Here is a 12,906-nt window from a genome sequence, read left to right as displayed (position 1 = left end):
GCGTAACCCACGCCATGCCTTGAAACGAGAAACCCGGCCCGTTCACCACGGGCCGGGTTTATGATTTTTAACAGTCAACGGTTCCCGTCGCCCGATCAAATCGGGGGTCGGGAAACTGCGCAGTTCACTGCGCCGTCATGCCGCGAATGCGCTCCGAACGGCGACGCAGCAGCTCGATCGTGGTGAGCAGCGCGATCGACAGCGCCACGAGGATCGTCGCCACGGCAAGAATCGTCGGGCTGATCTGCTCGCGGATCCCCGACCACATCTCGCGCGGAATGGTGCGCTGCTCGACGCCGGCGACGAAGAGCACGATCACGATCTCGTCGAAAGAGGTGATGAAGGCAAACAGCGCACCCGAGATCACGCCGGGCAGGATCAGCGGCATGGTGATCTTGAAGAAGGCATAGCTTGGCGAGGCGCCGAGATTCGACGCCGCCCGTGTGAGGGAATGGTCGAAACCGACCAGCGTTGCCGTCACCGTGATCACCACGAAGGGTGTGCCGAGCGCGGTATGGGCGAGAATCACGCCGGGGAAGGTCTGGGCCAGACCGATCGAGGAGAAGAAGAAGAACATCCCCGCAGCCGAAATGATCAGCGGCACGATCATCGGGGAAATCAGGATCCCCATGATCAGCCCCTTGTAGGGCATGTGCGGACGGCTGAGCCCGAGCGCGGCCAGAGTGCCGAGTGTCGTCGCCAGAATGGTGGAGGCGATGCCGATGAGGAAGGAGTTCTGGATCGAGCGCAGCCAGCTATCCGAGGTAAAGAGATCTTCATACCAGCGCAGGGAATAGCCCGCCGGGTCGAAGGTCAGCATCTCGCGTGAGAAGGTGAAATAGGGCTGCGAATTGAAACTCAGCGGGACCATGATGATGATCGGCGCGATCAGGAAGAAGAAGATCAGACCGCAGATGACCCGGAACGTATAGTACCAGATTCGCTCGCCCCGCGTGGCGTAAGAGGGCAGTGCCATGGCTTCGTCTCCCCTCAGCCGAGTTTCAGGTTGTCGGCGCCGACAAGGCGGTTATAGGCCCAGTAGAGCACCAGAACGCCGATCAGCAGAATCGTCCCGAGTGCGGCCGCAAGGCCCCAGTTCAGTGATTGCTGCATATGCCGCGCGATCTCGTTCGAGATCATCCGGCCGGATTGTCCACCGACGAGCGCGGGCGTGATGTAGTAGCCGATCGAGATGATGAAGACGAGCACCGCACCCGCACCGATACCGGGCAGCGTCTGGGGCAGATAGACCTTTCGGAACGCGGTGAATGGTGTGGCCCCGAGGCTCTTGGCCGCACGCATGTAGGAGGGCGGGATCGTACGCATCACCGAATAGAGCGGAAGCACCATGAACGGCAGCAGGATGTGGGTCATCGCAATGATGGTGCCGAACATGTTGTACATCAGGGAGAATCGCCCGTCCTCGCCAATGATGCCGACGGCAATCAGCGATTCGTTGATCACTCCCTGTTGTTGCAGGAGTACGATCCAGGCCGTGGTGCGCACCAGCAGCGACGTCCAGAATGGCAGCAGGACAAAGATCATCAGTAGGTTGGAATAGCGCATCGGCAGAATCGACATCAGATAGGCGATCGGAAAACCGAGCAGAATCGTCAGCACCGTGATCGTGATCGACAGACCGAGCGTGCGCAGATAGAGGTCGATATAGATGCGTCTGTTCTCATCACGCAGCACGATATTGCCGTCGGCGTCGTACTGGCGATCCAGTGCCGCGACGTAATAGGCGCCTGTGAGCGGCCGACCCTCGCGCTCGATCACGCGCCATAGTTCCACGTCGCCCCACAGACGGTGCGAATCGAGGAAGGCTTCCTTGTAGGGCGGCTCGAAATCGGGAACATTGCGCACCGTCCGCGCGACGGCGCCTCGCGCTGCGGACAGCTCATAATTCAGGCGCACGCCGAGCGGCCCGGAAAACTGATCACGGCGCGGGCGTTCCATGTCACGGCGAAAATCGGCGGCCAGGGCGGCATAGACCTCTTCGCCGGGAAGCTCTTCGCCATCCCAGCCCTGAAGCGCCTCAAGTGTCTGAGGCAATGCATTGACGACCTGCGGGTTGTCGACACTGCGCCACATCATCTGGCCGATGGGAAAGATGAAGACGACGAGAAGGAACAGCAGCAGCGGCAAGACCAACCCGAATGCCATGAACTTGCGCCGACGCTCTGCCCGTTTCAGGCTCTGCTTGAGAGGAACACCGTCCGCCGTGACCATCCGGCCCGACGCGTCCTGCGTCAACTCGTCGTTTCCTGCATCAGCCTGTGCCATGCATCTCGTCTCCACCAATCGCATGCCCGCGTGCGATCACGCTTGTTCCTGATGGATGGGGGCGCTAACGCCCCCATCCAGAAAGTCAGTTCGGGCGATAAGCCTTACTGGAGCATCCAGTTTGCGAAACGCTCGCGCAGCTCGTCGCCGTAATCGGTCCAGAAATCGTTATCAAGAACGATCGGCGAGAAGTAGTTGTCCGGATTGGTCGGCATGTGCTCGTTCATGTCGATCCCGAGATCGGCATGTTCACCCACGAGAGGCGCCGAAGACGCACGCGCCGGGCCGTAGGAGATGAACTTGGCCTGATCCGCCAGACGCTGCGTATCGGTGGCGTAATACAGGTAGTCCATCACGGCATCGATGTTCTGGCCATCGGCAGGAACAACCCAGCCGTCCCACTCGACGATCTGGCCATCCCAGATGATGTCGAAGGGCTGACCCTCGACTTGCGCAGCGTTGAAGATACGGCCGTTATAGCCGGTTGCCATTGCGACTTCGCCATCGGCGAGAAGCTGCGGAGCCTGCGCACCTTCAGTCCAGAACACGATGTGGTCCTTGATGGTGTCGAGCTTGGCGAAGGCACGATCCTGTCCTTCCGGCGTGGCGAGCACGTCGTAGATGTCCTCAGGCGCGACGCCGTCGGCATAGAGTGCCCATTCGAGGTTCGTGCCGGGACGATCCTGCAGCGCACGGCGGCCCGGATAGTTCTCGACATCGAACAGCGCCTCGATGGAATCGGGCTGCGCGTCTTCCGGGAAGAGATCGGTATTATAAGCGAGAATCGTGGAATACACGATCTGCGGGATGAAGCACTCACCCAGCGAGCCCGGGAGGAAATCCTCGCTGGCAGGGGTACCGTCCGGCGCCGGGGCAAGCATTTCGTCATGATCGATCGGCAGGATGATGCCTTCGTCACAGGCGAGCTGCGCATCGGAGGGCAGCATGTCAACGAGATCCCAGGTCACATTGCCAGCCTGGGACTGGGCACGAAGACCGGCGAGCGCGTTGGCCGAACCGTCATCATTGATGATTTCGACGTTCGGATTCTCCTCCATGTAGGGCTCGTGATAGGCGCGAACCTGGCTCTCGGTATAGGCGCCACCCCAGGACACGATGGTGAGGCTGACCGGCTCCTGCGCATAAGCACCCGCCGTGATCGCTGCCGCAGCGACGCCGCCGGCAAGAATCGAAAGTTTATTCATGGACATACAGTTTCTCCCAGTCCTGTGTTGGGGAGCGCTTCCGGAGCGCTCCGCGCCGGAACGGCAGTCATCCGCCATCCGGCTTTCCTTGCGGGGCCACGCGAAGACGCGGGCCGCCTGCCGAGCGGACCCGACGGGCCCGCCTGATCAGCCGCGCGCGCATCAAGCATCCAGCGCGCGGCAATCCTGTGTGATCCAGCCGATACGCACCTTAGCACCGCGCGCCAGATCGGGGCTGTGCGAGGAATTCGGCACCTTGACGATGAACTCGTCATTGCCGCAGACCTTGACCCGGGTGCGGATATGGTCGCCGAGATAGATCAGCTCGCGCACCTCGGCCTCGAACACGTTGTCGAGGTCGGCACTGCCCTCCGGCGCGATCACCACGCGCTCGGGGCGTAGCGACAGCGTCGTGCGGTCGCCCACGGCGCCGACATTGACCTTGAGCGCGGTGACCTTGTCGCCATTGTCGAGCACGACCTTGCAGGTATCCCCGTCGATCGCCTCGACCTTGCCCATCAGCTTGTTGTTTTCGCCGATGAAGGCGGCGACGAAGGCGTTTTCCGGGCGCTCGTAGAGCGCCGGCGGTGATGCCAGCTGCTGCACCACACCGTCATTGAAGACCGCAATGCGGTTCGACATGGTCAGCGCCTCGGTCTGGTCGTGGGTGACGTAGACCACGGTGACGCCGAGCTGGTCGTGGATGTGCTTGATCTCGTATTGCATCTGCTCGCGCAGATTCTTGTCGAGCGCACCGAGCGGCTCGTCCATCAGGACGAGCTCCGGCTCAAAGACCAGCGCACGCGCCACGGCAACACGCTGCTGCTGACCGCCCGACAGCTGCGCCGGCATGCGCGAGCCGAAATCCGAGAGCTCGACCATATCGAGGGCGCGTTGCACCCGCGCTTCGACATCCGCCTTGCCCATCTTGCGCACCCGCAGCGGGAAGGCCAGATTCTCGGCCACCGTCATATGCGGGAAAAGCGCGTAATTCTGGAACACCATGCCGATGCCGCGCTTGTGCGGGGCGACATTGTCGATGCGCTGGCCGTCGAGGCGGATCTCGCCGAAGGTCGCGGATTCGAAACCCGCGAGCATCATGAGACAGGTCGTCTTGCCCGAGCCCGACGGTCCGAGCATCGTGAGAAACTCACCGCGCGCAATGTCGAGATTGAGATTTTTGACGACGAGAGTCTCGCCATCGTAGCTTTTCTGCACGTTGTCAAAGCAGACGTGACCAGAACCAGTCACTCCGTCAGCAGTTTTTAGCACTGTGGACACGCTCCCTCTGTTGCCCGACCAATCGAAAACCGGACTGCGCGTTTATTGGCCTTATCCTTCACGATCCTCTTCTTTCCCGCAACCCCCGAATTCGATTTTCTTCACCGCAACGTCACGCGGGCGCCATGATTCGGCGCCGCGTTCCGGCATGCTCGAAAAACAGGCAGATCCATAAATTGCTGAAAATTATCACAAAATTCGAGATTTTCCGCGCGCCGTGGATTTCCGCAAGGGCAGTCTGCCGCACCCGGCCCGATGTGCAATTTTCCGGATGATTGCACTGCGTTTACGGTTTCGTGCTATAGGCTGCGCCGCGCGCGGCGAAGCCGGTTGCGAGACAACGAGACCAGAACGGAAGTGACGATGTCCGAACAGATACGCGCCGGCGACACGCTGATATCGCTGTTTACCGGCGCCGGTTACACGGCGATCGAGCCGCCGGTCCTGCAGCCGGCGGAGCTGTTTCTCGACCTCTCCGGCGAAGAGATGCGCCGACGCATGTTCGTGACCCTCGACGCCAACGGGAGCGAATTGTGCCTGCGGCCCGAATATACCATTCCCGTCTGTCGCGCGCATCTCGCCGTGTCACGCGCCGACGCGGCACCGGCGCAATATTGCTATCGCGGCCCGGTCTTCCGCCTGCGTGCGGGGGAGACCGGAGAGTTCCAGCAGGCCGGGGTGGAATCGATCGGGCGCCGGGACATCGCCGCCACGGATGCGGAAATGCTCGGTCTCGCGATGGAAGCGCTCGACCATCTGGGCATCGTCGCGCAACGGGTTGCCCTGGGCGATGTCGGCCTGCTCGAAGCTCTTCTCACGGCCCTGGATATACCCGCTGCAGCAAGGGCCCGGCTGATGCGCGCCATCGTCGCCGGCGAGGGGCCCGCCGCGCTGGCCGAGCCTCAGGAAACGGAGGAGGCCGAGAGTGGCGCGATCAGGCATGCGGGCCTGCTCGCCGCGCTCGAAGGGCAGGATCCGGAAGCGGCACGCGCCTTCGTCGAGGATGTGCTCTCGATCGCCGGCATCACCTCAGTCGGCGGGCGCAGTGCCGGGGACATCGCCCGGCGTTTCCTCGCCCGCACCGGTCGCCATGGCGGCGATGTCACCCCCGAAGCCCGGGCCGTGCTGCGGCGCTATCTCGCCATTGCCGGTGATCCGGATGCGGCAGCGACGCAAATGCGTGCGCTCGCCGCCGAGGCGGGACTCGCCATGGATCGGGCCCTAGATCTCTTCGAAGAGCGCAACGGTTTCCTGGCCGCACGCGGCATCGACCCCGCGCAGCTCGCCTTTCGCGCCGGTTTCGCGCGTAATCTCGATTATTATACCGGATTCATCTTCGATATCGCAGCCGATCCCGACCCGGCGGCCAGACCGGTCGTGGGCGGCGGTCGCTACGACCGGCTGGCGCGCCATCTCGATCCCGGGCAGTGCCTGCCGGCAATCGGCTGCGCTTTCTGGCTCGATCGCATCGCCGCCTGCCGTTCCGGCACTGCCGCGGTCGACGCATCCGTTCAGGGAGAGACAGCATGAGTGCCGCACCGCTCGTCATCGCCGTGCCCTCCAAGGGACGGCTGCAGGAAAACGCCACGGCGTTTTTTGCCCGCGCCGGTCTCGAATTCGCCAAGGCACGCGGCTCACGCGGCTATCGCGGCACGGTCAAGGGCATGCCGGAGGTGGAAATCGCCTTTCTCTCGGCCTCCGAGATCGTCGGCCATCTGATCCGCGGCGAGGTGCATTTCGGCATCACCGGTGAGGATCTGATCCGCGAACAGGCCCCTGGAGCCGAGAGCGAGATCGCGCTGATCACGCCGCTCGGTTTCGGCCACGCCAATGTCGTCGTCGCCGCGCCGCAGGCCTGGATCGACGTCTCGGGCATGGCCGATCTCGACGAGGTCGCCGTCGATCTGCGCAGCCGCCAGGGCCGCAAGATGCGCGTTGCCACCAAATACGTGAATCTGACCCGCAGCTTCTTTGCCCGCCACGGCATCGCCGATTATCGCATCGTCGAATCACTCGGCGCCACGGAGGGCACACCGGCGTCCGGCGCGGCGGAGATCATCGTCGATATCACCACCACCGGCGCGACGCTTGCCGCAAATGCGCTCAAGGTGATCGATGACGGGGTGATCCTGCGCTCGCAGGCCAATCTCGCCGCCTCCCTGCGCGCCGCGTGGGGTGAAGAGGCGCGCGCTGCGGCGCGTGCCGTCCTGACCCGGATCGCGGCGCAGGAGGAGGCCCGCCGGGTGCGCGAGATCCGCACACTGGTCCCGCAGGAACGGCGCGCCGCCGTGGCCGCAGCGGCGAATGCCTTCGAGGCGCATCTGCTTTCGGCACCCGATGCCGCCGAACTGGTGATGCATTGCGAGGCCGGGCACGTCTTCGCCATCACCGATGCCCTGGCAGCCGCCGGCGCGCGCGACATGACCGTGCGCAGCGTCGACTATGTCTTTCGGGCGCATAATCCGCTCCAGGCCCGCCTCGACAAGCGGCTCCCGGCGCTCTGACAAGCGCGTGGCGGATCAATTCTCCGCAACAAGAAAAGGCCGCTCCGGGGGAAGGAGCGGCCTGGATATGGCGGCGATCAGATCGGGGGAAGGTGATCACCGCATGGGGAAGAGAAGCCCGCATGTCGCGGTCTCCAGGCAGACTACGGCACTTCCATCTGCGCGGATCACACGGAATCGGGAAAAATCGCAAGGGCGCGGAAAAACCCAGGGGCGCCGGTTTTCGAGACTTCGGCGGGAAGCAGCGTTGCCTTGGAAACCCTGACTTCCGGCACCAGCGGAGCCGGAACGTCGAAGCCCTCACGGGCGGGCGCGGTGGTCTTCGCGGTCATGGCATATCCGGCGCTGATGCCAACAACCAGGGCCGTCATCAGCAGCATCCGCATGCGATTGTCGTTGGCCGCCTTGTCGTCGCGGGGAAAGGGTTGAGCCGGCGTGAAAGCCTGCAGATCCGTACCGCCGACAGGGATGATCGCGCCGGAGGGAATCGCCGGTAACACGTTTGCCGCGCGGCGTTCGTGCGCCGTGTCGGCGGCGGCCCGACGCTGCGGCAGCTGCCCGCGTGCCCTGGCAAGCGCACGGGCCCGCCGCGCCATACGCCATGCTCGCCGGGTCGCATCTTCACCGGAATGGGCATCCTCGGCGCCGCCATCAGCCTGCGCCTGGACCGCGCGCAGCATCGCCGCAGCGGCCATTTCGCGCGCACCCAGGGGAAGAACGCAGTCGGCATCATCGGTTTGCGAAATGCCTGCGGCCGGTTCCGATGGCGGGAATGACCCGCCCAGGGAGATCTCCCGCGTCCCGCTCAAATCAAGCGTCAGCCACCCGACCTGCGAGATGGCCCGCTCATCAATGGCAATGCTGTGCCTTTTGGCATTCTTTCCGGAATCCGGCGTCGAATCGGCAATCACCCGCGCACCCATAAGGTTAATCAAGTGTTAACGCGGACTATGCGCAGATCGTCGCATCTACGCCAGTCGCGATTGCCGATTATGGTTAACGGGCGTTAATTGTCCATCCGGACCGGCATGTTTTTTTGCGGAATTACAACCTGTATGCCACTGCCCTCCATCGCCGCGACGAACCCGTCGGCATCCTGCGCAATGATCGGAAACGAGCCGTAGTGGCAGGGAATCGCCACCCGCGCCCGCGAGAAATAGCGCTTCATGGCGAGTGCGGCTGTGGTCGCATCCATGGTGAAGCGGTCACCGATCGGCACGATGACCACGTCCGGCTGGTGCAACTCGGCGATCAGGGCCATGTCGCCGAAGATATCCGTATCACCCATGTGATAGACGGTCGGCTCCCCCGGCGCCTTGACAACGAGGCCCGCCGACGGGCCGAGGGGGAAGTTCACATCCGTTTCCACCATGCCGGCGGAATGGTCGGCGCGCACCATGGTGACGCGGAAACTGCCCTGATCGGTGCTGCCGCCGAGATTCATCGGATCGAAGTTCTCGATGCCCTGTTTGGCCAGATACATGCACAATTCGAAACTGGTGACGATCTTGGCCCCCGTGCGCTGCGCGATGGCCGGCGCATCGCCGACATGGTCGCCATGGCCATGCGTGATCAGGATGTGGGTGGCGCCCTCACCCGCCTTCTCGGCATCGCCCTCGAAAGCGGGATTGCCGGTGAAGAAGGGGTCGATCAGGATGTTGTTCTCGCCGAATTCCAGGCGAAAGGCCGAATGGCCGTACCAGGTGATCTTCATGGCTCGCTTATCCTCCGTGTTTGACTTAAAGAAACGGCGCCACACTTTTCTTCTTACGGACCTGACGTGATGCCCGCCCGTACCCGCCCGTACCCGCCTCATCCTGCGCAGCGCCACAGCAAGGCTTGCGTTTCATCCGGCTTCACACGTCCTGATTCGGCGCGTGCGGAGCGGCTTCCATGACAGTGGCGCTCGAAGGGCTCGTCGGCAAGCTTCCCCGTTTCGGTCGCCTGATCGGCATCGATCTCGGCACGAAGACCATCGGGCTTGCTCTCTCGGATGTCGAGCGGCGCATCGCCTCGCCACTGGAAACGCTGAAACGCGGCAAGTTCACGAAGGATGCGGCCGAAATCGCCAGTATCGTAAAACGTTTCGACGTGGCAGCCATCGTCGTCGGCCTGCCCTTGAACATGGATGGCAGCGCCGGCCCGCGCGCGCAATCCACGCAAAGCTTCATGCGCAATCTCGAAGGCGTGATCGCCTGCCCGATCGTGGGCTGGGACGAGCGGCTCTCCACGATGGCGGTGACGCGCACCCTGCTCGAAGCGGATGCCTCGCGGGCGCGGCGCGGCCAGCTCGTCGACAAGCTCGCCGCCAGCTATATCCTGCAAGGGGCGATCGACCGGCTGAACCTGCTCGAGGATGCGCGCACCCAGGAAGCGGATCAAGAAGCGGATCAAGCAGCGGATCGGGCGAGGAATGCCGCCGGCGAGGATCCGGACCGCGAATAAGGCACGGCGCGCCGCTATTGCAGCCTCAGGCCGCCTGTGACGCCGCGTTCTCCATCAGCACGGCATAGATCGCATCACCATCGGTCGCGGCACGCAGGCGCTCCAGCACGCCGGGATGGCGCAGCACGCGGGCGATGCGCGCGAGCGCCTTGAGATGATCCGCACCGGCGGCCTCGGGGGCAAGCAGCAGAAACAGGAAATCCACCGGCATCCCGTCGATCGCCTCGAAATCGATGGGCTTTTCGAGGCGTGCGACGAGTCCGAAGAGCTTGTCCATATCGGCCAGCTTGCCATGGGGAATGGCGATGCCCTCCCCGATCCCGGTCGAGCCGAGGCGCTCGCGCTGGAGCAGCGTCTCGAAGATGTCATGCGCCTCCAGCCCGGTGAGACGGGCCGCATGGGCGCTGATGTCCTGGAGCGCTTGTTTCTTGCCGTTGGCCTTGAGGGCCGGCATCACGGCTTCAGACGACAGGATCTCAAGAAGCATGACGTTCATCAGGCTCTGTCACGACGGGGGCACACGCATGACCGCGTAGAAACACGCTTCGCGTCATGAGGAGCCCCCTGATGTTTCGGTGAGGCCGATCACGGCCTCATGAATGCTCCGCCGGGGGATCAATCCAGCCGATCGCCCCATCGGTGCGGCGGTAGACGATATTGATCCGCCCGCTTCCCGCATGCTGAAACACCAAACAAGGGGCTCCTGTCAAATCAAGTTCGATCACGGCCTCGCTCACGGACTGATTCTTCAAGGACTTGGTTTCCTCGTGGATGACGACGGGATGGAATTCGCCCTCGGGCTCCTCGAATTCCTGTGAATCGTCGAATGGCGCCTCGATCACCGAATAGCTCGCCTTCATCATCTCGGCGGCCTTGCCGTTCTGCGAATAATCGCGCAGACGGCGCTTGTGGCGGCGCAGGCGCTTTTCGATCCGGTGTGCCGTCTGATCAAAGGCGGTATGGGCATCCATGGCACTGCCCGTCGATTCGAGGGTGACGCCAGTGGCGAGATGCAGCACGCAGTCGGTGCGGTAGCCGCTGCCTTCCGGCTCGATGGTGACATGCCCCGTAACGGCGACATTGCCGTCGAAATACTTGGCCAAGGCCCCCTCGACACGCTCTTCGACATGCGCGCGCAGTGCGTCGCCGATATCCATGTTCTTGCCGGAAATACGAAGCGTCATCATGTCCCCCTGTTCTTGCGCGCGGCGGGCCGCCGCACCGGGTCTGAACCTTTAGAGGTAAGCAGCCCTGATCACGGCGTCAATCGACGCGGCGCGCCTTCCGATGCTGCATGTGCGAAGGCCGCGCCGTGATTGACAGCACAGCCTGTGCGGCGGATGGTCCTCACTGATAAAGCCGGAAAAACAATAAATGGTTGAAAAATGGCCGCACGACAAACAGTGTGGCGGGAGGGGATGATGGCCGCACAGCCGCATCGCGAGCGCGTGCAGGTGGGAATCGTGGGAGCAGGCCCCGCAGGATTGCTGCTCTCGCATCTGCTGGCGCTGGCCGGGATCGAATCGATTGTCGTCGAGACGAAATCACGCGCCCATCTGGAACAGCGCATCCGCGCCGGTGTGCTCGAACACGAGACCGCCGCCGTCCTGCGCGAAACCGGGCTGGGCGCCCGCATGGATCGCGAGGGGCTCGCGCATGACGGGCTGTTCCTGCAATTTGCAGGCGCGGCGCATCGCATCGATCTCAAGGCGCTCACTGGCAGGAACGTGATGGTCTATGGCCAGCATGAGGTGGTGAAGGATCTGATTGCCGCGCGGCTTGAAGACGGCGAGGTGATTCGCTTCGAATGCGCGGATGTCGCCGTGCGCGACATCGAAACGGATCACCCCGCGATCCATTACAGCCGCGACGGCGCCGTGCACGAAATCACCTGTGATTTCATTGCCGGCTGCGACGGGTTCCACGGCATCTGCCGCGCCTCGATCCCGCCTCAGGCGCTGACGCTCTATGAGCGGCTCTACCCCTTCGGCTGGCTCGGCGTGCTCGCGCGGATACCGCCGGCTTCGCACGAACTGATCTACGCCGCCCACGATGACGGATTCGCGCTGCTCTCCATGCGCTCGCCACAGATCAGCCGTCTCTATCTGCAATGCCCCCCGGATGCGGATGCGGCAGATTGGCCCGATGAACGGATCTGGGAGGCGCTCGATACCCGGCTTGCGCGCTCCGACGGTTTCAGGCTCACGCCCGGCCCGATCCTGCAAAAGAGCGTCACCGCCATGCGCAGCTTCGTCTGCGAGCCGATGCGCTTTGGTCGCCTGCTGCTGGCCGGCGATGCCGCCCATATCGTGCCGCCGACGGGCGCCAAGGGCATGAATCTCGCCGTCGGCGATGTGCGGGTGATGGCGCGCGCGCTGGAGCGCTACTTCACCCGGGGCGATGAAGAGGCGATCGCGGCCTATGGTCCGGCCTGTCTGCGCCGGATCTGGCGGGTGCAGCGCTTCTCCTGGTGGATGACGCAGATGCTGCATCGCTTCGATGATGACAGCCCCTTCGACCGTCGCCGGCAACTGGCCGAGCTCGATTACGTGGTCAATTCGCGCGCCGCAGCGACGACGCTGGCGGAAAACTATGTGGGCCTTCCCATGGATTGGGGCGATGGGTGATGATCGCACTATGAGCTTTTCACCCCTCGACAGCGCCCTGACCGGCCCGCTCTTCGTCACCCCCGTCATGCGCGCGGTGTTCGGCGATGAGGCACGACTTGCCGCCATGCTCGCCTTCGAGACGGCGCTGGCGCGTGCGCAGGCGGAGGCGGGCCTGGCGGATCCGGGCCTGCCGGATGCACTGGCCGCGATCATACCGGCTGATTTCGACATGGTGGCGCTCGGCGAGGAAACCGCGCTCGCCGGCGTGCCGGTAATCCCCTTCGTCGGACAGTTGCGCGGGATGCTCCCGCCGCCGCTCGCAAGTGATCTGCACAAGGGTGCGACCACGCAGGATGTGCTCGACACCGCCCTCGTCCTCCAGATCCGCGACGCGCTCAAGGCGCTCGCGCCGGATCTGCGCGCGCTCGTCGAGGCGCTGCATCTGCGCGCGCAGGAACATGCGCACAGCCTTTGCGCCGGGCGGACTTACGGCCAGCACGCGGCGCCGGTGAGCTTCGGCTTCAAGCTGGCGATCTGGCTGACCGGCATCTGCGATTCGCTTAACGCGCTCGACGA

13 protein-coding genes are annotated in these 12,906 nt (G+C 63.7%); 5 read left to right on the top strand and 8 right to left on the bottom strand.

The features are described 5' to 3' along the window. Positions 1-124 precede the first annotated feature (124 nt). The 4 genes from VKP01_RS10095 to VKP01_RS10080 all read right to left on the bottom strand — a co-directional run bounded on the left by VKP01_RS10095 (position 125) and on the right by VKP01_RS10080 (position 4,763). A complete protein-coding gene (locus VKP01_RS10095; protein WP_324412017.1) occupies positions 125-976 on the bottom strand; it encodes an ABC transporter permease in 852 nt (283 codons plus the stop codon). A gap of 14 nt (positions 977-990) precedes the next feature. Then, positions 991-2,286, bottom strand: a complete 1,296-nt coding sequence (locus VKP01_RS10090; protein WP_324412016.1) for an ABC transporter permease — start codon at positions 2,284-2,286, stop codon at positions 991-993. A 104-nt stretch (positions 2,287-2,390) separates the two neighbouring features. Further along, positions 2,391-3,497 (bottom strand): ABC transporter substrate-binding protein, encoded by a 1,107-nt coding sequence (locus VKP01_RS10085; protein WP_324412015.1) that lies wholly within the window; start codon positions 3,495-3,497, stop codon positions 2,391-2,393. 156 nt (positions 3,498-3,653) lie between these two features. Continuing rightward, positions 3,654-4,763 (bottom strand): ABC transporter ATP-binding protein, encoded by a 1,110-nt coding sequence (locus VKP01_RS10080; RefSeq protein ID WP_414706561.1) that lies wholly within the window; start codon positions 4,761-4,763, stop codon positions 3,654-3,656. Between the two features lie 372 nt (positions 4,764-5,135). On the opposite strand from VKP01_RS10080, the gene VKP01_RS10075 reads away from it, so the two are divergent. Together VKP01_RS10075 and hisG are read left to right on the top strand one after the other, a co-directional pair. Continuing rightward, on the top strand, positions 5,136-6,302 hold the full coding sequence (locus VKP01_RS10075) for an ATP phosphoribosyltransferase regulatory subunit (RefSeq protein ID WP_324412013.1): 1,167 nt from the start codon (positions 5,136-5,138) through the stop codon (positions 6,300-6,302). Then, positions 6,299-7,276, top strand: a complete 978-nt coding sequence (gene hisG / locus VKP01_RS10070; protein ID WP_324412012.1) for an ATP phosphoribosyltransferase — start codon at positions 6,299-6,301, stop codon at positions 7,274-7,276. Before VKP01_RS10075 ends, hisG begins: the two co-directional genes overlap by 4 nt. 167 nt (positions 7,277-7,443) lie before the next feature. On the opposite strand, the gene VKP01_RS10065 is transcribed toward hisG, so the two are convergent. Together VKP01_RS10065 and VKP01_RS10060 are read right to left on the bottom strand one after the other, a co-directional pair. Next, the gene (locus tag VKP01_RS10065) at positions 7,444-8,199 is read right to left on the bottom strand and encodes a hypothetical protein (protein WP_324412011.1); all 756 of its coding nucleotides are present in this window, start codon (positions 8,197-8,199) and stop codon (positions 7,444-7,446) included. A gap of 83 nt (positions 8,200-8,282) precedes the next feature. After that, positions 8,283-8,990 (bottom strand): metal-dependent hydrolase, encoded by a 708-nt coding sequence (locus VKP01_RS10060; RefSeq protein ID WP_324412010.1) that lies wholly within the window; start codon positions 8,988-8,990, stop codon positions 8,283-8,285. 179 nt (positions 8,991-9,169) lie between these two features. Here VKP01_RS10060 and ruvX point away from each other — a divergent pair, with 179 nt between their 5' ends. Beyond that, positions 9,170-9,721 (top strand): Holliday junction resolvase RuvX, encoded by a 552-nt coding sequence (gene ruvX, locus VKP01_RS10055; RefSeq protein WP_324412009.1) that lies wholly within the window; start codon positions 9,170-9,172, stop codon positions 9,719-9,721. Positions 9,722-9,746: 25 nt separating this feature from the next. Here the strand turns inward: ruvX and ptsN are convergent, their stop codons facing one another. Further along, positions 9,747-10,208: a PTS IIA-like nitrogen regulatory protein PtsN gene (ptsN, locus tag VKP01_RS10050; RefSeq protein WP_414706560.1), complete on the bottom strand. Its 462-nt coding sequence runs from the start codon at positions 10,206-10,208 to the stop codon at positions 9,747-9,749. Between the two features lie 106 nt (positions 10,209-10,314). Continuing rightward, entirely contained in the window at positions 10,315-10,908 is a 594-nt protein-coding gene (gene hpf / locus VKP01_RS10045; RefSeq protein ID WP_324412007.1) for a ribosome hibernation-promoting factor, HPF/YfiA family, read from the bottom strand. A 234-nt stretch (positions 10,909-11,142) separates the two neighbouring features. On the opposite strand from hpf, the gene pobA reads away from it, so the two are divergent. Continuing rightward, positions 11,143-12,348 carry a 4-hydroxybenzoate 3-monooxygenase gene (gene pobA, locus VKP01_RS10040; protein WP_324412006.1) on the top strand — a complete coding sequence of 402 codons (1,206 nt, stop codon included), beginning with the start codon at positions 11,143-11,145 and terminating at the stop codon, positions 12,346-12,348. 10 nt (positions 12,349-12,358) lie between these two features. Then, the coding region (locus VKP01_RS10035; protein WP_324412005.1) for a lyase family protein at positions 12,359-12,906 on the top strand (548 nt) is incomplete at its 3' end.

The organism is Saliniramus sp., assembly GCF_035311605.1.
Lineage (GTDB): Bacteria > Pseudomonadota > Alphaproteobacteria > Rhizobiales > Beijerinckiaceae > Saliniramus.
Note: the sequence above shows the minus strand (reverse complement) of the source record. Positions and strands in the feature narration are given on the sequence as shown.

Coding starts and splice junctions, on each gene's coding strand:
- VKP01_RS10095 (WP_324412017.1), bottom strand. CDS start 976: ATGGCACTGCCCTCTTACGCCACGCGGGGCGAGCGAATCTGGTACTAT.
- VKP01_RS10090 (WP_324412016.1), bottom strand. CDS start 2,286: ATGGCACAGGCTGATGCAGGAAACGACGAGTTGACGCAGGACGCGTCG.
- VKP01_RS10085 (WP_324412015.1), bottom strand. CDS start 3,497: ATGTCCATGAATAAACTTTCGATTCTTGCCGGCGGCGTCGCTGCGGCA.
- VKP01_RS10075 (WP_324412013.1), top strand. CDS start 5,136: ATGTCCGAACAGATACGCGCCGGCGACACGCTGATATCGCTGTTTACC.
- hisG (WP_324412012.1), top strand. CDS start 6,299: ATGAGTGCCGCACCGCTCGTCATCGCCGTGCCCTCCAAGGGACGGCTG.
- VKP01_RS10065 (WP_324412011.1), bottom strand. CDS start 8,199: ATGGGTGCGCGGGTGATTGCCGATTCGACGCCGGATTCCGGAAAGAAT.
- VKP01_RS10060 (WP_324412010.1), bottom strand. CDS start 8,990: ATGAAGATCACCTGGTACGGCCATTCGGCCTTTCGCCTGGAATTCGGC.
- ruvX (WP_324412009.1), top strand. CDS start 9,170: ATGACAGTGGCGCTCGAAGGGCTCGTCGGCAAGCTTCCCCGTTTCGGT.
- ptsN (WP_414706560.1), bottom strand. CDS start 10,208: ATGCTTCTTGAGATCCTGTCGTCTGAAGCCGTGATGCCGGCCCTCAAG.
- hpf (WP_324412007.1), bottom strand. CDS start 10,908: ATGATGACGCTTCGTATTTCCGGCAAGAACATGGATATCGGCGACGCA.
- pobA (WP_324412006.1), top strand. CDS start 11,143: ATGGCCGCACAGCCGCATCGCGAGCGCGTGCAGGTGGGAATCGTGGGA.